Genomic DNA, 22,082 nt, shown 5'->3' with positions numbered 1-22,082 from the left:
AGGAATAGTAAGACTAATTGCTATTTATCATCTTACTATCCATTAAATCTTCTATGCTTAAATGTTACTGGTAGCGAGCATGGCGTTGTAAAAACTCAATTTTGTAACCATCCGGATCTTGCACAAAGAAAAACTTCGCTAATAAAGTCCCCTCACGGAAAAACTCTTTAATCTCTAAAGGCGCATAACCACATTCAGTTAATTTTGCATGTTCAGCTTCTAAATCGTCAACAGCGACAGCAATATGACCATAACCTGTACCATGGGTATACGGTTCTTCCGTTCCCTCATTCCAAGTCAGTTCAAGCTCCATATCATTTTCATCGTTACGTAAGTAAACCAGACTAAACCCTTCAAAATCTAAACGCTCAGCAATCTCTAAATCTAATGCTTCTTTGTAAAATTTTAATGAAGCGTCAAGATCTAACACACGGATCATTGAGTGAATAATCTTAGCCATCTAACTCTTCCTTCTATTATTATTTGTTTGAAATCACTTAACTATTTAAAGCATATCATGCTATCAATATGTGATCAGTTCTCGCGAATCAACGAGTGATTTACTATATCGTATACAGGAATAAACGAGGTTTATAGAGTTTTATGCATTTAGAAAGAATTGAAATATCCGGTTTCCGTGGTATTAAGCGTTTATCCTTGTCTTTTAAAGAGTTAACAGTCCTTATTGGTGAAAATGCGTGGGGTAAATCCTCTTTGCTCGATGCGCTTTGTTTAGCATTGTCTCCAGATGCTGAGTTTTACGAGTTTAATTTTTCCGATTTCCATATCGATCATGCATTGGGTAATGAACGAGCGACAGAAATTCAGATTGTTTTACATTGGTATGAAGATTATAAAGGCGAACATAATGCCCGTCGCTATCGTGGGTTTCAGCCTTTTCTCTCAGAAAAAGACGGTATAAAACATTTTTACTATCAAATTCACAGCCATATTGAAAACGATAAGATCATTACTAATAGACAATTTTTACATCCAAATGGTCATGGCATTTCACATCCTGATACGGATAAGTTCATTCGTCAGTTAATGGTGCTTCACCCTATTGTCCGTATTCGTGATTCGAGACGTCTACACGAAGAACGTCATGACGGCAGTAATGAACAGACATCAGCGCAAACGCCGCAAGAACTTCGCGTACAAAAGCGTTTAGATAATACCTGTCGGCGGTTAATGACTCAGCCCGGTCATGTTAGTACAGCTGAAATTAAAAGTAGTATTACTACGTTACGATCATTAGTAGATCATTACTTTGCCTTTGCGCCCCACCAGCGAAGTAAAGCCTTGTCGCCGCACTACTCTTCATTACAACAGAGCAATACGCATGGTTTATATGCGAATCCGTTTGATCAACTCATTCAACCTCACATGACAAAGCAGGCGCGTTTATTGTTAATGGGATTATTGAATGAATATATTCGAGCAAGAGGTCCTGTCGAGTTAAAACGTATTTCACGACCTATCATGATCTTAGAAGATCCAGAAGGTCGTTTGCATCCAATCATGCTCCATCAGGCGTGGGCGTTTATTCAAAACATGCCGATGCAAAAGATCTTAACCACTAACAGCCCCGAGCTATTAACGTCTGCACCATTAACTGCGATTAAGAAATTGATCCGTCAGCCACATAAAACAGAAGTTTATGGCGTAGACAATGGGGAATTAAGTAAAGATGATACGCGCAAAGTCACCTTTCACGTACGAATGCATCGCCCAAGTGCTTTCTTTGCAAGAGTATGGCTGCTGGTTGAAGGAGAAACGGAAGTATGGCTATTTAATGAAATGGCGCACCTAAATGGTTATAACCTTGCCGCAGAAGGGATTCAAATCATTGAGTTTGCGCAAAGTGGATTAAAGCCATTGATCAAGTTAGCAAAGATACTCGGTATTGAATGGCATTTAGTGGCAGATGGCGATCCCGCAGGTAAAAAATACGCTGAAAAAGTGCGTAATATGCTTGGTGATGATCCCGAGCGTGAACGATTAACTGTATTACCAGCAAGAGATATTGAGCATTTCTTATATAAGAATGGCTATGAACCTTTGTTTCGTGACTTGGCAAACATCACGGATACTAAAATACCGATGCGTAAAATCATTCATAAGGTATTAAGAAAAACAGCGAAACCCGATATGGCGTTGGCAATCGTTAAATACACTCGCGATGAGAAAAACAACCGTACACCTTTACTTATCCGTTGGGTATTAAAACGTATCGTTGCAATGTCGCGTGGTTTTGGGTGATAGCCAACATCAAGTTAGTTAAATCAAAGCCTGCTTTAATGTAGGCTTTTAATCTTTTGATTAAAGATGTGCTAGAAGAGAACGATCTCTCGTATTTAATGGTTACCGTTTTCTTCTTTCTGTTTCTTTATCACATTTTGATATCGAATTTCAGCAAATATCCATCCAAAGTAGTAACTAGATTCCAAAGTATTGATTTAAAATAATATATAGGTTACCACGTGATTATTCGCACAAAAAAGCCAGTCAATCAAACTGGCTTATTATTGCGATATAAATAGATAGAGAAAATGTGGTATTACAAATTTAAATTACTCATCTTTTTTGGAAAAACAACGTCACTTTACCCACTTCAAAGCCAAATTTGGTCATAGTTGCAACATTGAACATGTGCTTTTCATCCTGCCGATACATCCAGTCATTAAACTTAATATTATAAACGGAATCATCTACAGGGATCGCTAAGGTATATTGCCATTGCAGCGCATTACCTATCTCAACCCCTTGCGCTTCACCAATAACATCGCCTGCAGTTCCGGTATATCGTCCATCAGCTTGTTTTTCTATCGTCCAAATACGCTGTTGGGTTTCACCGTCATCAAAAACAAAGTCTTCGACAAGGGTTAAGGTACTATTTTTTACTGTACCAACAATATCAACTGTAAATCGGCGCGTTTGTTTACCTTTATAATCTTGCAACATTCCCCATGCTGTTGTTTTACCAGCAAAGTAACCAAATAAATCAAACTTGGGTTGTGAAGATTTATAATCAGAAATAGACGCTGTACACCCTGTCAAAAGCAACATTAATGCTAATAATATTGAGGTTATTTTTTTCATGTTATGACCCTATTCCTTTGTCTAACTTTCTATAATTAACATACAGAGTGTTTGAATATCGCTATTTTCCAATTAACTGCTGACGTAATTCTGGGTACGATGTCTTTGGTGATAACCAAATAGCAATAAAGCTTTGTGATAACGATGGTGATAGAACTTTCCCTAGTGGTTTACCTTGCTGATAAAACTGCCCTTCACCATTACGGAGAACGAAAGTTAATCTGTCTTCCTTTTTAACGTCTGGCCATATTGTTGATAACGTTTTTATCCATGGTGTTATCTGTTGGCTGCTAAAACCTAAATCTTGCCATTGTTCTTCGGTCGCATCCAACAAGGCATCTTTATCGATATTACGTAAATAATTAATAATTAAAGCTAAATCATCTTCCGTGCCTTTGTAACGTCCTGTTGGCGTTTTTAGCTCTGAGTTGTAAATATCCCATATTCCCCACTCAAGTGTTGCTTCACCCACTTTTTTCCACTGATACCAAGGGTATATATCACTGAGTGTCTGTAACTGTGGAGAGGCGTTACTTTGTATCTGTTTACTGCTATTGCCCGTTTCTGCTTTAGCAACATTGGAGCACATCAATAAACCAAAAAAGATAACGAGTGATCGCATTTATTGCTCCTTTGCTGTCGGATTATTTGGCTCTTTATTTAAAACACGCAGTAACCATAAAAGATACGCCGTTACAGCAAACCAGATCACTATTAACACAAAGAATGTATCTAACGTTTCAAGTTGCCAAATTACCGCACCTAATTTCATTCCAGACCAATAACTCAAAGCACCGCCAAGACTGCCAGCCACCAGCAACCAATGTGTGGCAAAGCCATTAATTGATGATCGTAGAACCCAAACAAAGGTTGTGAAACCCAACCAAAGCAATATTAGCCAAGTTGGTATCAGCCCAATAATTTCGACATTAAAGAAAAGTGGCGTTCGATTAGGTATTGGGAAATCAAACATCTGCCAATGTCTAAGCATTGAATCAATGATTATTCCGGGTATCGATGCTAATACAGAGAAACGCCACGCCTTAGATTCCATAAACCATGTGGCTATTAGTATGAAAACCAAGATATAAGTAAAACGATATTGACCCCATACAGCGACTAACCAATAGAAGTTAAACACCATACCGGCCAATAACACTTTTAGTTTGTTTCCCAATAGATTTACTCTCTCCATTGCGGGCGACTTGCTACAAATTGAATAGTACTAATGGTGCGCTCTAAGAAACCACCTTCGCAATAAGCAAAGTAAAAACGCCACATCCTCATAAATCTTTCGTCGTAGCCATATTTCTCTAATGCTACGGCATTCTCATTAAACTGCTGATGCCAATCTTCAAGAGTTTTCGCATAATCTAAACCAATGTCTTTTATATCTCGCATCACGAAATCACTGTGCTGTGTTAGATTTTCAAGCAATACGGTAATTGAAGGTAAGAAACCGCCAGGGAATATATGTTTTTGAATAAAGTCGACACCACGGCTGTAACTATCATAACGTTGGTCGGCAATTGTGATTGCTTGAATCGCCATTAAGCCAGTTGGTTTTAATAATGACTGACACTTTTCAATATAGGTTTTAAGGTATTGCTTACCGACGGCTTCTATCATTTCAACCGATACTAACTTATCGTATTGCCCCGTTAAATCACGGTAATCGTCCATGAGTAAGGTAATACGATCGGATAAGCCTTCTTTTTCAACTCGCTCTTTAGCCCATAAATATTGTTGTTCAGAAATCGTGGTAGTGGTGACACGGCAACCGTAGTATTTCGCTGCATGAATCGCCATACCGCCCCAACCGGTACCAATTTCTAGTAAATGATCGTCTTCAGTCAATTTTAATTTCTGACACAAACGATCCATTTTATTCCATTGTGCTTGATCCAACGTGTCATTTTTATTGAGGTAAATTGCTGAAGAATAGAGCATATTAGGATCAAGAAAGTGACGATAAAGATCGTTACCAAGATCGTAATGTGCTGATATGTTTTTGCGCGCATTCTTAATGGTATTTTTACGCAGCAAGTGCCCAATCTGTTCGGAGATTCGACTCATCCAACCCATTTTTGCTTCTAGCTTATCTAAGGTTGTCAGGTTCTTAGCCAAAACCCGTACTACATTGGTTAAGTTTGGTGAATCCCACCAGCCTTCCATATACGCTTCCCCTGCACCAATGCTGCCATCCGTCAGTAAGCGTTTATAAAAAAGCGGGTTATGGACATTAATACTCGCTTGTAGCGGTGCTTGTTTGTCACCAAAGAAGACGGTGCCTTCCGTTGAATCAGAAACACTTAAGCCCGCATTAGAAAGGTGTTTTAATACTTTAAATAAAATATGCCGAGATGCATGATCAGAGGCTGATACATTAACTGATGATGATTGTTGTACATCGCTTCTAAGCATTGTCATTCCCTCGTTTAATCTTATGTTTATTTACTTTTTCATACGGTGTGTTATTTGGGTGATCATAAATTGGTACGCCTTTAATAAATAATTTAAGCGCTTGCCAATAAATACCTATAACAACCTTTATTGTCATAATCGGTGTAAGCAGTAATTGCTTAATAAGTATTGCAGATGTGAAGTTTTGTTTACGCATCTGCATGGTGGCATCAAAGACTTTTTGATGGCTATTTTTCAAATCATTCGAATACTCGCTCGGAGAGATGCAATCTTTATATCGACTAACAGCTAAATTAACCAGTAAATTGCTATCAGGCTCTGTTACTCGCCAATGATACTGTTGATGTATAGGGTTAAACGGTGAAACATGAAATGCCTTATCATGGCTATATTCACGTCCCTGCCAATATTGCGGTGCCGGTATCGCATAGTAATGGCGCTCGTTCCAAGGTGTATTACTTACTTCGGCTAACATATATTGCCATTGACCTTCATTATCATGGAGGTAATACAAATTAAGTGGGCTAAAATACAATCCGCAGTAACGTAAGTGGCATAACATAGTGACATTGCCATCAATCATTTTCCCTGTTAGCGCATAGACCTTATCTTTTACGGCTTGAGCTAAATCAGGATCCCCTTTTACGTAATCATCACGTCGAAATCGAGCGAAATTAAACAGTGATAATCCAAAACCTTTCACTTGTTTATCCAACTGATCTAATTCGTTTAAGTGGATATGGGGCATAAACATAGAATAGGTGAATCTATGATCCACTGGAGTAAAACGTCGATGCCTAACCCATCCTTGAAAAATACCGCTTCTAAGCTGGTTATCTTTACCCATACTAATAACTTCGTATGACACTATTGTACGATGGTTCAAGAGAAACATTCAGAGATTGCGCTGTATCATCTTCAACTTCTGATTGTGTCAATGATTGCATTTTTATTGCTTCAACAACATCTAACGCGCTACGTACCCCGTCTTCATGAAAACCGTTATACCAATACGCACCACAGAACCATGTTTGATTTTGTCCATTTATCAGATGACGCTTTTGCTGAGCCGCAATACTTTTAGAATTGAAAACAGGATGAGAATAAACAAATTTACGCAATATTTTGTCTTTATCTATTGACTCAGTTTGGTTAAGGGTTACACAAAACGTTTCAGGTGCTAGAATGCCTTGAAGTATATTCATGTTATAAGTCAGTGACGCTAAATTACGTTCTCGAGCATCACGAGATTTAGGTAACGAATAATTCCAAGATGCCCATGCAGTATGACGTTTAGGTAATAAAGATGTATCGGTATGAAGAACAACTTCGTTTTCTTGATAATGAATATCTGATAACACGTAGTTTTCTTCTGATGTTGCATCAGACAGCATTTTTAACGCTTGATCACTATGACAAGCAAAAATGACTTGATCGAATTCTTCTTGCTTAGTATTAACCGTAACAATTACCTTACCTTTATTGCGCTTAACTGAAGATACTGGGCTATTTAAATGAATACAATCCCCGATATAAGACATCATTTTCCGAACATATTCACGTGAACCACCTGGTATTACACGCCACTGTGGACGATTAGTAATATCTAACAAACCATGGTTTAAGAAAAAGCGTAAAAAGAAAGCTAAGGGAAAACGTCTCATATCTGATAACGTTGAAGACCAAATGGCAGCCCCCATCGGTAAGATATAATTTTCGGCAAAGTAATCACTAAACTGATGCTGAATTAAAAAATCACCAAGTGTTTGATTCATTGACTCACTATCACCAACAACCTTTTTAGCAAGCTTATTAAACTGAGTGATTTCATACAAAAAACGATAAAAGGCGGGATTCAATAAATTACGTTTCTGAGCAAATAGTGATGAAATAGTATGCCCATTATATTCAAGCCCCGTACGTTCATTATGAACACTAAAGCTCATTTCGCTTGGCTTCCCTGCTATTTCAAGCTGTTCAAGCAAATTTTCAAAGTTTGGATAAGTACGATCATTAAAAACAATAAACCCAGTATCGATGGCATAATCACCGCTATCTACAGTGACATCAACCGTTGCAGTATGCCCACCGACATAACTGTTTGCCTCGTAAACAGTAACTTCGTGTTCTTGATGTAAATACCAAGCGGACGTCAAGCCTGAAATACCGGAACCTATAATGGCTATTTTCATTATGATTTCCCCGTCATTAGTTTAATCACAGCCAATCGAAGTGTAATTGGCAAAAGCGCAATAGATTTAAGAAACAGTGTAAAAGTAGCTGGAAAACTAATTTCTTTTTTTCCAGCAGCAATACCTGATCTTATTTTTTTTGATGCATATTCGGGTGATACTAACATTGGCATCGTAAAATCGTTTTTATCTGTTAGTGGCGTTTTTACAAAACCAGGATTCACTAACGTAATTTTCATATTCAAAAAAGCAAGATCAACAGCAAGTGCTTGAGTGATATAGCTCATTGCAGCCTTAGAGGCGCCATAGGCTTCTGCACGTGGTAAAGCGACAAAGCTGGCAGAAGAACTAATAATGACTAAATGCGTTTTTTGGTTAAATCGCGCTTGTAAAGCTTCTATGCAATGTAGAACCCCGTACACATTGACATCGAAAACACGTTTAACTAATGCTGTATCAATCTTTCCTTCATTAATGTACTCACACGTACCCGCATTTAAAATAATTAACTCTGGTAGTGTCTCTAAAGATGTAAGCGCCAATCGTGTGTTTTCAAAATCTGTCACATCAAAACGTAATGTTTCAATTGTTTGATGCTCTTCTTGTAATTTATCTAGACGCTGCGCATTTTGACCACAAGCAATAACACGCCATCCGTTATCTGCATAATCACATGCAAGCTGTTTGCCAATCCCTGAACTAGCACCTGTGATCAATACCTGATTCATTGCCCTAACCTTGATTTGATGTGTCGAATAATGCGTCCAAACATGGGTAGACCTTCATAAATCATTTCTCCCATATCGAAATAATCACGATGATAAATCACTTTATCTTGTTCAAATTTCAGCTGAGTACAGCCTTCTAAAGTGCGTTCTTTACCATTTTGTAATCGAGGATGTGAAAAGTGCATTGTCCATTGAACAAATGCTTCATGATCATCTTCTACGTAGCTATTAATAACAAATCGACAGCTGTTTATATTTTGATAAAGGTTAAAAAAGTAAGCTTCTAAAGCACTAAAACCTTCAATTTTATGTGCAGGATCTTCAAAAATAACTAAGTGATGATAAACGTCAGACAATTGAGAGAGGTTGTCCTTTCCTAGTTGTCCATATACATTAAAAAACTTAATTAATGCAGGGTTTATCACTGCGTCCATTATTTATTCCTCCACCGGGGTTATTGATGAATATCCATATAAGCCTTTGCTTGTTTAAAAGACTCAATTGCGATTAGACGAGCTTCCTTATGATCGACAATCGGCAATGGATAATTCAGTGATTCTGCACTCGCCCATTGATGCGGCGTGTGTATGTATTTATCCGGAACATGTTCTAATTCCTTAACCCATGTACGGATGAAATCACCTTTTGGATCAAATCGTTGCCCTTGTAGTGTTGGGTTAAATACTCTGAAATAAGGTTGTGCATCAGTACCTGTTGATGCGGCCCACTGCCAACCTCCGTTATTGGATGCGAAATCACCATCAATGAGGTGTTGCATAAACCACTGCTCACCTACACGCCAATCACATAACAGATCTTTCGTTAGAAAACTTGCCGTGATCATACGTAAACGGTTATGCATCCAACCTGTTGATCTCAATTGCCTCATAGCGGCATCGACAATTGGGAACCCTGTTTTTCCTTCTTGCCATGCTTTAAGTAATACTGCGTCATCTTTCCATTGCACAAACCGAGTAAACTTTTGAAATGGCTGATGTTGACTTAATTCAGGGTAACGATGAAGTAAATGACCATAAAACTCACGCCATACAATCTCGTTTAACCATGTAAAAGCGCCATCATCCTTATTAATTTCTAATGCATTTGGAAAGTGCTGTAATAGCTGATACAAACACTGCCTAGCTGATAGCGCACCAATTGCTAGATAAGGAGATAAACAACTCGTACCATCAATAGCAGGAAAATCTCTGTTCTGGTGATATGTTTCTGCTTTTGTTTCAAAGAACGTTTCTAGCCTTTGTGCAATAGTTTCTTCATCTACAGGCCATAACACGCTATCAATGATGGGATAATTGAATGCTTTGATTGGATTACTTACAGACAGCAATTTGAACACCGCATCGCTAGTTACAATGTCACTTTTTTTTGTTACAGGGTAACTAGGGGATAACGTAAAACGTTTTATCCATGCGTTTCTAAAAGGCGTGAATACTTTGAATAACTCCCCATCACGCGTTAAAACCGTTTCAGGTTGCAAAATATAATTATCATCAAAGATACTGAATTTTATACCTTTTTTTGCAATAAGTTCGCCTACAAAGTTATCACGTTGTTGCTCATTAATTGGATATTGTTTATTCGCAAAAACATGCACAGCATTATAATCAAAACAAACCTGATCAATAACATGAACTGATTCAGCGAAGTCATTAACTTCAATCACTTGCAAAGGAATATTGCGTTTAGCCAACTGTTGCTTTAATACTTGTAACCGACGATGAATAAAGTCTACTTGAACTGCCGCCATATTATGTTGGTGCCACTGCATAGGCGTTGCAATAAAGAGTGCGATAATAGGAAGCCCACTATCGATTGCATGATTTAATGCTGTATTATCAACAACACGTAAATCTGAACGAAACCAAATAACAACGTGTTGCTCAGTTACTGTCTTATTTGTCATCATCACTCCTATTCTATTAGCTTATTAAAATAAATAAGCTGTTAGATATTTTAACTGCTACTGCTGGTGGATCATTTTTATACTTCCAATAAAAGAAACTTGAACATTGCTTTCTTTTTCTATTATTTCAATGTCAGCTAACTGTTTATTATCAAGCTTGTTTTCTCCAACGATATAGACACTCTTAATATCATGCTCTGTTATAAATGCTGATAATCCCGTGATTTTTCCTAATAAGTCAGATAAAACAACCGCGTAATAACCTTCATACGCTAGTTTTAAAGCTTGTTGCCATACCAAATGATTATCAGATGATGAATAACTCAGTACGAGACTTGGGGTGTTTTTATCTGAATTAACTTTCGCTAATACGGTAATAAAGCATTGCGTTAGTGCTGAGTTCCACACACTTTTTTGTAATGTTTTTAATGGATTATCACTACGTGTTATATATTGTTCAATTGGCTTTAAAAACTGCTCTTCTAAAACAATAAATGGATAAAGTTTTAGTGCTTCACGTACACGTTTTTCTATTTGTTGTACTTTACCCTGCTCAATTAAATAGATGGTTTCGTCAACCATTTCTATTTTTTCAACATTTAATTCATGATGTTCAGCAGTACCTTCTAATAAAGGTTTAACCTTACCAATTGAAACTCCTTTCGCTAACCAAGTTAAAATTTCATGGATTTTAGTAATGTCGCTATCGGTATAAAGGCGATGACCTTTTGGGGTTCGTTGAGGTACTAATAAACCATATCTACGCTGCCATGCACGTAAAGTTACAGAGTTAACCCCCGTTACTTCAGATACTTCACTAATTGAATATAACTTAATTTCAACGTTCAAATTATTACCTTTATTCGTTATTACATAATTAGCTTAAGAACATAAAAATACAAACTTGTACAATTACCTCTTCATGTATAACTATAGTGTTAAATCTCCAACTTGTACAATACTTTAACTTTGTACAAGATTGAAATTAGAGTTGTATCACATCAAAAAAAGAGGAAATGAGTAGCAATTTGAAACAAGCTAAGTATTGTGGCAATCAAAATAATGATTGCCACCGCGAAAGAAATTATGCGTTAAGAGCTTGTTCTAAATCAGCAATAATGTCATCAATATGTTCAATGCCGATAGATAGTCTGATCATTTCAGGATAAACACCAGCTTGGCACTGCTCTTCTGGTGTCATTTGTCGATGCGTGGTTGAGGCAGGATGACAAGCCAGTGATTTAGCATCACCAATATTCACCAAGCGTTTAAATAAACCGAGCTCATCATAAAAACGAACACCTGCTTCATAACCATCTTTCAATCCAAACGACAAGATCGCAGAAGGTTTACCCTTGGTATATTTTTGTGATAACTCGTAATAATCTGAATCAGGAAGACCAGCATAGTTAACCCAACTCACTTGGTCATGGTTAGCGAGATATTGTGCAACTTTAAGAGCATTTTCTGTATGTCTCTCCATTCGTAATGGTAAAGTTTCCAAACCTTGTATCAGCATAAACGCATTCATAGGAGACAGCGCAGCACCTGTATTTCTTAGTGGCACAGTTCGTGCTCTACCAATAAATGCCGCTTCACCAAAGGCCTCATTATATACAACACCATGATAAGACGGCTCTGGTTGGCTAAATACAGGAAATCGATCTTTATACTGTGCCCATGGAAATTTCCCTGAATCAACAATAACACCACCTAATGTTGTCCCATGTCCACCCACATACTTTGTCAATGAGTGCACAACAATATCTGCTCCAAATTCAATAGGTTTGCATAGCACAGGAGTTGCAACCGTGTTGTCTACAATAACAGGTACACCTTTATCATGTGCTAGTTGAGATACCCTTTCTATATCAATGATATTACCACTAGGATTACCAATACTTTCACAATAGACCGCTTTGGTATTTTCATCGATTAACGCAGCCATAGATTCTGGCTTATCATCTTTTGCAAACCGAACTTCAATTCCTTGGCTTGGTAGCATATGAGCAAATAGCGTATAAGTTCCGCCATAGAGTTGTGGTGTTGATACGATATTATCCCCAGCTTGAGCTAAGGTTAAAATCGCATAGTGAATCGCAGCGCTTCCAGCACTCACCACTAAACCTGCAATACCTCCTTCAAGCGCGGCCATGCGTTTTTCTAATACGTCATTGGTTGGGTTCATGATACGAGTGTAAATATTTCCCGGCACTTCAAGATTAAAAAGATCTGCGCCGTGTTGTGCATCATCAAACTCATAGGCAACCGTTTGATAAATCGGCGTTGCGACTGATTTGGTTGTCGGATCGGTTTCATAACCACTATGAATGGATAGCGTTTCGTCTTTCATTTTTCTACCTTGAATAATTGAAAAGAATAATAAATATAAAAACTACATTTAATAATATATTGATATAGCCTAAAGGTTATATTAGTTCAATAAACGGCGTTATATCCCATAAACTCCACAATGCTAAATTTAAAGTGAATAACGTAACTTCAACGCTTCAGGATATGGCGCTAAATAAGCTTGCTTTGATAAATACTCATTAGGATTTAATGATAAATGATGATTAATGAGTGTTAACGGCGCAATTAATGGCAGGTTACCTTCACGATAACGCATAATAACATCGCGTAGTTCTGCTTTTTGTTGTTTATCTAAATCACGTTTAAAGTAACCTTGAATATGTAGCAATACATTCGTATTCGTTTTGCAATTTGAACGATGCTTAAGACCGTCCATTAATAATTGACGATACTCTACAAAGAACGCATTAATATCGCTCCATTGATGACTTTTAGCTAATAACTGACCAAGCTTACGGTACGTTGCTGGATGGTTTGCCATCAAGGCTAATTTATATCGAGCATGAAAGTTCATTAATTTATTGCGAGTAATTCCGTCTTCACCTTTTACACTCTCATATAAATCATTAAGTGCATAAACCCGAAAAACAAAGTTTTCTCTTAATACGGGATCGCATAAACGGCCGTCCTCTTCAATCGGTAACCAAGGCATTTTCTGCATAAGTCGTTTTGTATAAATACCCACAGAGCCGCCAGGAACTGAGTGACCATTATCAAGGTAAAGTTTCACTCTCTCCATACCGCAAGAAGGCGATTTAGCACATACAATGTAACCACATAATGTTTCTAATGAAGGTAAAACATTATCAGTAAATGCGTTCATTTTATCCGTGTAATCAAGAGTAGTATCTTTACTATCAACTAAACGAATATCAATGCTGTTATCCAATAAACGAATAACTGGACGCGGGATCGTCATGCCAATGCCGACTTCTGGACAAACAGGCTTGAACTCAAAATAATCACTTAACTCTTCGTCTGCGAATTTAAAACGCTTATGACCACCGTCAAAACGTACTTGTTGTCCTAAAAGGCAACCACTTATTCCTACTATAATCGCCATAAATACTCCGTTGACGCTTAATTATATAAACCACAAAAATATTAAGGGTAATATTGCTATAAAATAATATTGAATGTAATAATACTGTAATGATTAGTTACATCTTTTCTCTTAATAACATTGCTCACATTATTTCCACCCTTGATGCCACAACGAAGTATTTCTTAAGTCTTGCCAATTAATTATAAATTCACGTTTAGACATTACTGCTTCCATCGTGCAATGCAGTACCTTACCTTCCTCATTAATTTCAAGTTCAGTAATAATAAAATGTTTTTCTTTATTTTTAGGGACTGCAGCAGTCCACTTACTGTTTAACAACTTTTTAGGGTTGAATTGATTCACTATATTTACTCTTAATTTCAATATTACAATGAGAAACGAAGCTTTAGTTTTTCAGGGTAAGGAGATAAATATGCTTGCATTGCAAGATATTCATCAGGGTTTACTGTTAAGTGATGATTAATAAGTGTTAGCGGGGCAATTAAAGGAATATTTCCCTCACGATAGCGCATAATTACATCACGTAACTCTGCTTTTTGATCTTTGTCTAAGTCACGCTTAAAGTAACCCTGAATATGCATTAACACATTGGTGTTGTTTTTACGGCTTGCTCGGTTTTTTATAGCATCCATAAATTGCTGACGATATGTTAAGAAAAACTCGCTTAAATCGTCCCACTCATGAATTTTCGATACCAAGCGTCCAAGCGAACGATAAGACGCTTGATGATGTGCCATTAAGCAAAGTTTGTAACGAGAATGAAACTTAATAATTTTTCCTCGCGTAATACCACCGTCAACACTACGATATAAATCATCAAGCGCATAAACTCGGAAGATAAAGTTCTCTCGTAATACTGGGTCACATAGACGGCCATCTTCTTCAATAGGTAACCATGGCATTGTTTCCATCAGACGTTTGGTATAAATACCCACAGAACCGCCTGGCACTGAGTTACCATTTTCTAAATACAGCTTAACTCGCTCCATACCACAAGACGGTGATTTAGCGCACACCACATAGCCACGTAACCATTCAAAACTTGGTATAATTTCATCGGCAAAAGCCTTCATTTTATCAGTATGATCGATAGTGTTATCTTTACTATCAACTAGACGTACTTCAATGCCATTGTCTTGTAAGCGGATCACCGGACGCGGCGTAGACATCCCAATAGCCATTTCAGGACATACTGCTCTAAAGCTAAAGTATTCAGCTAAGTCTTCCGCTACAAAACGATTACGTTTATGACCGCCATCAAAACGTACCTTCTCGCCTAATACACATGAACTTATTCCTACAGGGATACCCATACCCGCCTCCAAACTTATACAGTTATTAATTCTTGTACAGTTAATGTAGACAAATGGATCACCTTGTACAAGTTTTTTTATTGTATAAGTTTTAATGCTGAGTAATGAAATGCACGGCTCACACGGCGTACTCACCGGTTAGTGATTGATTAACAATTGATTAACTTTATTTGGGTTATTATGTTAACAACGAAATAATAATATTGTTGAATTATTGTAAAATGGAGGAGTTATGGAATTAAGAAAAGATAAAAGATGCTATACCGAACTTTGTATAAACGAAAAATAGTTTCATCATATTCACTATACAAATACGGCTTATATGCTGAAATGAGGTGATTCTCCTCTATTAGAATTGGCAAGAATACCGGAAACAGAGAGTGAGATTATTGGACTGCTAGAGGAAGCAACATTAAATTAACATAGTTTATGTTCTATGATTCTAATACTGTGTAAACTTTTGATATTAATGAAAACCATTCACAAAGCGATGTATTAATAAATACATCGCTTATCTATGCCAAAGTTAAATTAACTCCAGCGCTCTTGACGCCATTCTTGCTGCTGCTCTTCGTTTAAAAAAGTCCAAGCAATAAGACGTGAGAGCTTTTGACCTTGTGACATTTCAATAGTTTTTACCGAAACCGCCCCTACTTTCTCTAGTTGCTTATAAAGTACGCCTAAGTTTTCTTTCTTCGATACTAAGGTTGTAAACCAGAAGCACTGTGTTGACTTAGTAGCGCTTTGGTTGATCATCTTTTTGATAAAACCAACTTCACCGCCTTTGCACCACAATTCAGCTTTTTGACCACCAAAGTTTAATACAGGTGTTGTTGATGACTTCGCATTATTAAAAGCAGGTGATACTTTACCGCGAGAACGAGCTTGTTGTTTCTTATTCGCATTGGCTGCAAGGTTACGAACTTTTCGTTCAGAACCTGCCATAGCTTCTTCTTCAGAGCTATGGAATGGCGGATTACATAACGTAAAATCAAACACTTCTTCATCATTGATCATATCTGTAAAGATATTATCAGCATTCTTTTGTAGACGAATTTGAATAGCGCCTTTTAAACGTGGATTGTTACCTGCAATGAATTTCGCTGATTTCACAGCAAGAGGATCGATCTCTGAACCAACAAATTGCCAGCCATAAACACGATGTCCAATAATTGGGTAGACGCAGTTTGCACCGATACCAATATCTAAACCACGAATTCCTTTACCTTGTGGAATCGCCCCTTCGTTAGATTGCGCTAATAAATCAGCAATGTAATGCAAATAGTCGGCACGACCAGGAATCGGTGGACATAAAAAACCAGCAGGAATATCCCAATGATCCACTTGATAAAAATGCTTTAATAACGCTTTGTTTAATGTTTTAACTGCGAGTGGATCGGAGAAGTTTACAGAGAGATCACCATAAGCATTTTCGCTAACATGCTGATCTAACTCTGGGGTTGCATTAATTAGTGTCGCAAAATCATAACGCGCACGATGTGGGTTACGTGGGTGTAAGCCTTGCTTAGGCTGTGCGTTTTTCTTTTGGGTCATCTTTGCTTCTCGCAGAATTGGATCTTATCAAAGCGCAGCATTGTACATGCTTATCGATGATAAACTTAGCGTTTAAGCGCCTAATAATTGAATAATTCCCAAATTGTCTATTTATTTGTCACCTTATCAACACTTAATAAACACAATACTCTCTTCAATCTTCTTTATTGTTATCTAAGTCTTGCATTTTAATCCTAGCCATCTCTGATATATCATCTGCCGATAACTTATCAATTAAATTAATTGGTAGCGGGAAGACGATGGTAGATGTACGTTCATTAGCAACTTCTGTTAGGGTTTGAAAATAGCGTAATTGAATAGCGTTTGGTGATTTATTTAACTCATTAGCAGCTTGCTGTAATTTTACCGATGCTTCTAACTCACCTGTCGCATGGATGACTTTTGCTCGACGCGAACGCTCTGCTTCTGCTTGTCTTGCTAAGGCTCTTACCATACTGTCATCTAAATCAACATGCTTTATTTCAACATTGGCGATTTTTATTCCCCAATTATCAGTATGTTGATCAAGGATGCCTTGTAGCCCACGATTTAATTCTTCTCGTGCCGACAGTAGCTCGTCCAATTCATGTTGACCAAGTACGGAACGAAGCGTTGTTTGTGACAGTTGACTGGTCGCTTCTAAATAATTTTCTACATTGTTGATCGCCATTTTTGGATCAACCACTTTAAAATAAACAACTGCATTTACATGTACTGATACATTATCACGGGTTATTAAATCTTGAGTGGGCACATCAAGCACAATAGTACGTAAATCAACTCGCACCATTTGTTGTACAAACGGCACAATAATGACTAAACCTGGCCCTTTTACGTCATAGAAACGCCCAAGGAGAAATACAACAGCCCTTTCATACTCTCGTAAGACCTTAAACATGCTGATAATTAATATAACCACCAACACAACAATAATCGCAATGGAATAAGTAACCATAGTACTCTCCTTACAATGTCTTTTATTAGTCAATTACTTAAGGATCAATTTCAAGCCATAACCCACGAATTGCAGTTACAATTACCGTATCCCCTTTATGAAAAACGCCTGTACTGGTTGCCTGCCATATTTCACCTTCAACCAATACTCGATATTTACCCGCTTCATTGTCCACATACATCACTGTCGCTTGCTGACCGATCAATGTAGTGACCCCTGTAGTTACAGGCTTTTTGCGTGATTTAACCAACATGGTAAGAATAATAAAGAAGAAGGCTGCAGATACCGCGGTAAAACCAATGATCAGTGGGACTGCAATTTGATAACCAGGAAGATCGGTATCCATTAACATAACCGAACCTAGTGCAAACGATACTATGCCCCCTAAGCCCAATATACCGAAACTGGGACTAAATGCTTCAGCAACCATTAGCATGACACCTAGAATAATCAGTGCTAAGCCTGCATAGCTAATTGGTAGCATTTGAAGCGAATACATCGCCAGCACAAAACAGATCCCACCAAGCACCCCAGGTAATCCGACTCCGGGGTTATAAAACTCCAGTAATAGCCCATACATGCCGATCAGCATTAAAATATAAGCAACATTCGGATTTGTTAGCACAGATAACAACTTGAAACGCCAATCTTGCTCTCGTTCAATAAAACGTACATTACTTAGCTCAATTGGTGTTTCTACGCCATTTAGTTTCACCATCCTACCATTGGATTCTTCTACTACCTTTGCTACATCTTGAGCAATGAAATCAATCACGTTCTTCTGCAATGCAGTTTCTGCGCTAATGCTTGCAGATTCTGTTACTGCTTTAACTGCCCATTCAGCATTACGATTATGTAATTTGGCCAAGCTTTCGATATAAGCGGCGGCATCGTTCATCACTTTATTTTCCATAGCAGAACCACTTTTAATCGCAGCTGGTTCTTTGGACGTTTGTTCTGATCCCTCACTACTCTTTACTTCATCTTCACTTTTAGCTTTCTCTTTTCTTTTTTCACCATTAAACGGCGTCTCACCTGCGTTTCCACCACCGATGGATACTGGTGTTGCAGCACCTAAATTTGTACCATTTGCCATAGATGCAATATGGCTTGCCAATAATATGTAAGTACCGGCACTTGCAGCTCGAGATCCTGATGGACCCACCCATGTTGCAACGGGTACTGGAGAAACCGTAATAGCCTGAATAATTTGCCGCATGGAAGAGTCTAAACCACCGGGAGTATCAACTTGTAAGATGATCATCGCTGCGTTATTTTTTTGTGCTTCGGATATTTCACGCGTCACGTAATCGCTTGTAGCAGGTCCTATCCCTCCTTTTATATTTATCACCCACACATCTTGGGCTAGTACTGGTGAACAGAAAATAATAAGGCTTAGCAGTAAGTATTGAATAAACGTTTTCATACGCTTCACCCACAAATAAATGAACAAAAGCTCTAACGATTGAGACTGATATAATAAACAGTTGGTCAATTAACTATACGTGTAACAAAAGGAATTAGTTTTCTTAAAATTGAAGCCTTACCTTATGAGTGTCACAAGGCAGCCCCTCAAAACAAGAGAAAGGATTTATACTTAAGAATAAAAACAACAAAAGGATAGTTAATAATGCCGCAAGCAAATACTCTTGTTATTTACTGTTCTCCACGCCTTACTATATATCATCACCTACTTTTACTCATTCAATTTATCATTATTTTTGCAGGAAGTTATTCACATAACGCCATCGCAAATACACAAATAACAGCAATAACAGGTACCTCAAAGATAAACCATCAAGCTGTTGATACATCGCGAAATCTGCCATCGTTCTCATCCTCACCCAGTAGCAAAGAACTGGTCATCGGCACTTATATTTGCCCACCTTTTGTTATGCAGGATCAATTTGGTGAATATACAGGATTAAGTATTTTACTGTGGCAACAAATAGCAGAAAAATTAGAGCTACCCTACACCTTCAAAAATTACCCTTTGAAAGATCTATTAAAAGCAGTTGCAGCGAAAGAAATCGACATTGGATTGTCGTGTTTATCGATTACACCAGAGCGAGAACAAATCATTGATTTTTCGCACTCATTCTATGAAACACACCTTGCAATTGTCGTTAAATCTTCAAGTCATTTCGATACATTTAAAAGTATTATAACTAACAGACATCTCTTAACAATTATTGCTATTTTCGTCACAGCTGCGGCAATAGTAGGCGGTTTATATTATTTATTAGAGCACCGTGTTAATGACAAGCTTTACTCGATGCGCTCAAGACCCGCACAGTTAATAGAAGGATTTATTTTAGGCTTATTATTTATAACTAAAGGCCCTTTCAATTATTACGAATTTAAAACATTAACAGGACGAGTGTTAACGGTTGGACTTGCGGTTTTCACTACGCTATTTATTGCCAGCATAACCGCAGTTTTGGCGAGTACATTTACTATCGGATTAATTAATAGCGATATAAAAAGCCCCAACGATTTAGCGAATGTTAGTACTGGTGCAAAGACCGCTTCAACTTCATCGCAATTTTTAACTCGTCACAGTATTGCTCATCGTCAATACGACACAGTCGTTGAAATGTTGGATGCTTTAGAGCGTGGAGAAATAGATGCTGCTGTCAATGATGATGCAATCGTAAAGTATGAAATAAAGACAGCGCAACAAAACGGTAAATATGAAAAATTAACCGTCTTACCTTATCAATTTGAAAAGCAAAATTATGGTATCGCGTTAATAGAACAAAGCCCTTATGAAGAATCAGTAAACCGAGAATTATTACAATTTAGGCAGAGTAATGAATGGCGTAATGCATTACTTGAGTATTTTAAAATCAAATAGTGCTAAACATACAAAGAATAAAAAAGTTATTCACGCTATAGCGTTACAGGATTAAACTATAGCGCGAATAATGTAGCTATTAACGAATACGGAATAATTTACCTAGTTGACTCAATTTAGATGGATGGTAAGACCAACACTGATCGAACATCTCTAAAAGTTCTGGATTACCGTATTTTGACAGGTTAACGGCATGAAAACGGTTCTTCTGGGCTTTCAGTTTTTCTACTCGACTCAGCATAGCCTCAGGCTGGCTGGGTGCAATAAAGTCAGATAACACCACGAGATCAGCGTTTTTATATTTACCGTCGCTCATTAAATCAATTGATTGCTCTAATACAGGACCAAGATCCGTTCCACCATGGAATGAATAAGATAAAAAGTTAACCACTTCGCTTAACCCATCTTGCTTAGTCAACTCGTACGTAATCTGTTGAGTTGAAAACATAATGACATAACAATCACGCTCATCAGCAAGCGCTATTTGCATCAAGCCATAAGCCAGTGCTTTAGCACAATTTTCAGGGAAACCCGACATAGAACCTGAGGCATCAATACAAACAATAAATGGACCTTTATCTTGATCTACCTGTTTGGTTTGTCGCTTATACGCTTTTACCTTGCGTAGTTTACGCTGCGTACCTTGCATACGGTAATTCATTAAGCGTTTATCGACTAAGTGTTTATAGAACACCACTTCCAATTCAGGATAAGCTAGAAACATTGCTTCATTAGGTAAAAGCTTGGCGAGATCGTCACTTTCATGGATCCCGACAACATCATCGGTGACATTGTCACTTTTCTCTTCCACCAGCTTAAGTTCTTCTGCTTTTACGCGCTCTTTATTAGGATCATCGACTTCACTTGCCATACGCCCTAACTTCTCAGCGATATCTTGTAAGCCATTATTGTTTTTCAAAAACTTTGCAATTTTCTTCATGACATCGACATCAGTCTGTGTCAATTTCGCTTTTGCCATATCCCATAAACGGCCAGCCTTTTTCTCATCGCCAGCTTCTGTTACCTCTTCCACTTGCTTTAACGTTTCAATACGTTGATACAAGTCTTTCAACAGCTCTTCTTTATTTTCTTCAATTTCAGATTCTTGCGCTTCTTTTAAGGCATAAGCAATATACTCATACCATTTGTCACAAAAGAAGCGTTGAAACATCGGGTTATGTTTCTGATGTTCTTTAGCAACAAGATTTTTTGCTTTGAAATAAAACGAAGACTGCCCTTCCAATTTTTTTACGACTTCATCAGCATGCTCGATAAAATAATCTTGATCCCATTTACAGACTTGTTGATAAAGCTCTATTTCATCATGAAACCGTTCTACTACCGTCCCTTTAGCGGTTTGACGGATCATTTGTCCTCGCCATTTCATGACTTGGTTTTTCATCGCTGTTTTAACACCAGGGCTAGATTCTGCCGCCATTAATAACTGCGGACGTACCATGACTTCATGAACAGCACTATCAATAACGCCTGATTCAGCAAGCATCAATGCGAAGTTTAATCCTTCAGAGACTGGCATACGCGATTCTCCTTTTTCGTGCCTACCGTTAGGTGTTGATTACACCCAACGATAGAC

21 protein-coding genes are annotated in these 22,082 nt (G+C 37.7%); 2 read left to right on the top strand and 19 right to left on the bottom strand.

Features of this window, described 5'->3' with window-relative positions:
* Positions 1-64: 64 nt before the first annotated feature.
* Positions 65-460: a VOC family protein gene (locus tag CTN01_RS20795; protein ID WP_005365143.1), complete on the bottom strand. Its 396-nt coding sequence runs from the start codon at positions 458-460 to the stop codon at positions 65-67.
* 143 nt (positions 461-603) lie between these two features.
* Between CTN01_RS20795 and CTN01_RS20790 the strand changes: the two genes are divergently transcribed.
* Positions 604-2,262 carry a DUF2813 domain-containing protein gene (locus tag CTN01_RS20790; protein ID WP_045129999.1) on the top strand — a complete coding sequence of 553 codons (1,659 nt, stop codon included), beginning with the start codon at positions 604-606 and terminating at the stop codon, positions 2,260-2,262.
* A gap of 315 nt (positions 2,263-2,577) precedes the next feature.
* On the opposite strand, the gene CTN01_RS20785 is transcribed toward CTN01_RS20790, so the two are convergent.
* From CTN01_RS20785 to CTN01_RS20705, 17 genes are all read right to left on the bottom strand, one after another.
* Entirely contained in the window at positions 2,578-3,102 is a 525-nt protein-coding gene (locus CTN01_RS20785) for a DUF3833 domain-containing protein (RefSeq protein WP_045147214.1), read from the bottom strand.
* A 61-nt stretch (positions 3,103-3,163) separates the two neighbouring features.
* Complete coding sequence (locus CTN01_RS20780) at positions 3,164-3,724, bottom strand: chalcone isomerase family protein (RefSeq protein ID WP_045147215.1); 561 nt, start codon at positions 3,722-3,724, stop codon at positions 3,164-3,166.
* Positions 3,725-4,279 carry a DUF2878 domain-containing protein gene (locus CTN01_RS20775; RefSeq protein ID WP_244155943.1) on the bottom strand — a complete coding sequence of 185 codons (555 nt, stop codon included), beginning with the start codon at positions 4,277-4,279 and terminating at the stop codon, positions 3,725-3,727.
* A gap of 5 nt (positions 4,280-4,284) precedes the next feature.
* Positions 4,285-5,526, bottom strand: a complete 1,242-nt coding sequence (locus CTN01_RS20770; RefSeq protein WP_045147220.1) for an SAM-dependent methyltransferase — start codon at positions 5,524-5,526, stop codon at positions 4,285-4,287.
* A complete protein-coding gene (locus tag CTN01_RS20765) occupies positions 5,519-6,373 on the bottom strand; it encodes a DUF1365 domain-containing protein (RefSeq protein WP_045147222.1) in 855 nt (284 codons plus the stop codon). Before CTN01_RS20765 ends, CTN01_RS20770 begins: the two co-directional genes overlap by 8 nt.
* A gap of 1 nt (position 6,374) precedes the next feature.
* Positions 6,375-7,718, bottom strand: coding sequence for an NAD(P)/FAD-dependent oxidoreductase (locus CTN01_RS20760; protein WP_045147224.1), 1,344 nt, complete (start codon positions 7,716-7,718; stop codon positions 6,375-6,377).
* Entirely contained in the window at positions 7,718-8,446 is a 729-nt protein-coding gene (locus tag CTN01_RS20755) for an SDR family NAD(P)-dependent oxidoreductase (RefSeq protein WP_045147226.1), read from the bottom strand. Before CTN01_RS20755 ends, CTN01_RS20760 begins: the two co-directional genes overlap by 1 nt.
* The gene (locus CTN01_RS20750) at positions 8,443-8,880 is read right to left on the bottom strand and encodes a nuclear transport factor 2 family protein (protein ID WP_005365123.1); all 438 of its coding nucleotides are present in this window, start codon (positions 8,878-8,880) and stop codon (positions 8,443-8,445) included. Before CTN01_RS20750 ends, CTN01_RS20755 begins: the two co-directional genes overlap by 4 nt.
* Before the next feature lie 20 nt (positions 8,881-8,900).
* The gene (gene phrB / locus CTN01_RS20745) at positions 8,901-10,370 is read right to left on the bottom strand and encodes a deoxyribodipyrimidine photo-lyase (protein ID WP_045147227.1); all 1,470 of its coding nucleotides are present in this window, start codon (positions 10,368-10,370) and stop codon (positions 8,901-8,903) included.
* 57 nt (positions 10,371-10,427) lie between these two features.
* Positions 10,428-11,219, bottom strand: a complete 792-nt coding sequence (locus CTN01_RS20740) for a MerR family transcriptional regulator (RefSeq protein ID WP_045147230.1) — start codon at positions 11,217-11,219, stop codon at positions 10,428-10,430.
* 235 nt (positions 11,220-11,454) lie between these two features.
* The gene (locus tag CTN01_RS20735; RefSeq protein WP_107188303.1) at positions 11,455-12,723 is read right to left on the bottom strand and encodes an O-acetylhomoserine aminocarboxypropyltransferase/cysteine synthase family protein; all 1,269 of its coding nucleotides are present in this window, start codon (positions 12,721-12,723) and stop codon (positions 11,455-11,457) included.
* A gap of 129 nt (positions 12,724-12,852) precedes the next feature.
* Positions 12,853-13,806 (bottom strand): YbgA family protein, encoded by a 954-nt coding sequence (locus CTN01_RS20730; RefSeq protein ID WP_045147233.1) that lies wholly within the window; start codon positions 13,804-13,806, stop codon positions 12,853-12,855.
* A 129-nt stretch (positions 13,807-13,935) separates the two neighbouring features.
* A complete protein-coding gene (locus CTN01_RS20725; RefSeq protein ID WP_005365110.1) occupies positions 13,936-14,151 on the bottom strand; it encodes a TIGR02450 family Trp-rich protein in 216 nt (71 codons plus the stop codon).
* A 23-nt stretch (positions 14,152-14,174) separates the two neighbouring features.
* Positions 14,175-15,122 carry a YbgA family protein gene (locus tag CTN01_RS20720; RefSeq protein WP_045184247.1) on the bottom strand — a complete coding sequence of 316 codons (948 nt, stop codon included), beginning with the start codon at positions 15,120-15,122 and terminating at the stop codon, positions 14,175-14,177.
* Positions 15,123-15,653: 531 nt separating this feature from the next.
* The gene (gene rlmF, locus CTN01_RS20715) at positions 15,654-16,676 is read right to left on the bottom strand and encodes a 23S rRNA (adenine(1618)-N(6))-methyltransferase RlmF (RefSeq protein ID WP_045147235.1); all 1,023 of its coding nucleotides are present in this window, start codon (positions 16,674-16,676) and stop codon (positions 15,654-15,656) included.
* Between the two features lie 154 nt (positions 16,677-16,830).
* On the bottom strand, positions 16,831-17,631 hold the full coding sequence (locus CTN01_RS20710; protein WP_045082139.1) for a slipin family protein: 801 nt from the start codon (positions 17,629-17,631) through the stop codon (positions 16,831-16,833).
* A gap of 37 nt (positions 17,632-17,668) precedes the next feature.
* Complete coding sequence (locus tag CTN01_RS20705; RefSeq protein WP_045147237.1) at positions 17,669-19,057, bottom strand: NfeD family protein; 1,389 nt, start codon at positions 19,055-19,057, stop codon at positions 17,669-17,671.
* Between the two features lie 204 nt (positions 19,058-19,261).
* Between CTN01_RS20705 and CTN01_RS20700 the strand changes: the two genes are divergently transcribed.
* Positions 19,262-20,488, top strand: coding sequence for a transporter substrate-binding domain-containing protein (locus CTN01_RS20700; RefSeq protein ID WP_045147239.1), 1,227 nt, complete (start codon positions 19,262-19,264; stop codon positions 20,486-20,488).
* 79 nt (positions 20,489-20,567) lie between these two features.
* On the opposite strand, the gene viaA is transcribed toward CTN01_RS20700, so the two are convergent.
* Positions 20,568-22,025 (bottom strand): ATPase RavA stimulator ViaA, encoded by a 1,458-nt coding sequence (viaA, locus tag CTN01_RS20695; protein ID WP_045147241.1) that lies wholly within the window; start codon positions 22,023-22,025, stop codon positions 20,568-20,570.
* Positions 22,026-22,082 lie beyond the last annotated feature (57 nt).

Source organism: Photobacterium angustum (assembly GCF_003026365.1).
GTDB lineage: Bacteria > Pseudomonadota > Gammaproteobacteria > Enterobacterales > Vibrionaceae > Photobacterium > Photobacterium angustum.
Note: the sequence above shows the minus strand (reverse complement) of the source record. Positions and strands in the feature narration are given on the sequence as shown.

Excerpts from the sequence above, each read along its gene's own strand:
- CTN01_RS20795 (WP_005365143.1), bottom strand. The coding sequence starts at position 460 with ATGGCTAAGATTATTCACTCAATGATCCGTGTGTTAGATCTTGACGCT.
- CTN01_RS20790 (WP_045129999.1), top strand. The coding sequence starts at position 604 with ATGCATTTAGAAAGAATTGAAATATCCGGTTTCCGTGGTATTAAGCGT.
- CTN01_RS20785 (WP_045147214.1), bottom strand. The coding sequence starts at position 3,102 with ATGAAAAAAATAACCTCAATATTATTAGCATTAATGTTGCTTTTGACA.
- CTN01_RS20780 (WP_045147215.1), bottom strand. The coding sequence starts at position 3,724 with ATGCGATCACTCGTTATCTTTTTTGGTTTATTGATGTGCTCCAATGTT.
- CTN01_RS20770 (WP_045147220.1), bottom strand. The coding sequence starts at position 5,526 with ATGCTTAGAAGCGATGTACAACAATCATCATCAGTTAATGTATCAGCC.
- CTN01_RS20765 (WP_045147222.1), bottom strand. The coding sequence starts at position 6,373 with ATGGGTAAAGATAACCAGCTTAGAAGCGGTATTTTTCAAGGATGGGTT.
- CTN01_RS20760 (WP_045147224.1), bottom strand. The coding sequence starts at position 7,718 with ATGAAAATAGCCATTATAGGTTCCGGTATTTCAGGCTTGACGTCCGCT.
- CTN01_RS20755 (WP_045147226.1), bottom strand. The coding sequence starts at position 8,446 with ATGAATCAGGTATTGATCACAGGTGCTAGTTCAGGGATTGGCAAACAG.
- CTN01_RS20750 (WP_005365123.1), bottom strand. The coding sequence starts at position 8,880 with ATGGACGCAGTGATAAACCCTGCATTAATTAAGTTTTTTAATGTATAT.
- phrB (WP_045147227.1), bottom strand. The coding sequence starts at position 10,370 with ATGACAAATAAGACAGTAACTGAGCAACACGTTGTTATTTGGTTTCGT.
- CTN01_RS20735 (WP_107188303.1), bottom strand. The coding sequence starts at position 12,723 with ATGAAAGACGAAACGCTATCCATTCATAGTGGTTATGAAACCGATCCG.
- CTN01_RS20730 (WP_045147233.1), bottom strand. The coding sequence starts at position 13,806 with ATGGCGATTATAGTAGGAATAAGTGGTTGCCTTTTAGGACAACAAGTA.
- CTN01_RS20720 (WP_045184247.1), bottom strand. The coding sequence starts at position 15,122 with ATGGGTATCCCTGTAGGAATAAGTTCATGTGTATTAGGCGAGAAGGTA.
- rlmF (WP_045147235.1), bottom strand. The coding sequence starts at position 16,676 with ATGACCCAAAAGAAAAACGCACAGCCTAAGCAAGGCTTACACCCACGT.
- CTN01_RS20710 (WP_045082139.1), bottom strand. The coding sequence starts at position 17,631 with ATGGTTACTTATTCCATTGCGATTATTGTTGTGTTGGTGGTTATATTA.
- CTN01_RS20705 (WP_045147237.1), bottom strand. The coding sequence starts at position 19,057 with ATGAAAACGTTTATTCAATACTTACTGCTAAGCCTTATTATTTTCTGT.
- CTN01_RS20700 (WP_045147239.1), top strand. The coding sequence starts at position 19,262 with ATGCCGCAAGCAAATACTCTTGTTATTTACTGTTCTCCACGCCTTACT.
- viaA (WP_045147241.1), bottom strand. The coding sequence starts at position 22,025 with ATGCCAGTCTCTGAAGGATTAAACTTCGCATTGATGCTTGCTGAATCA.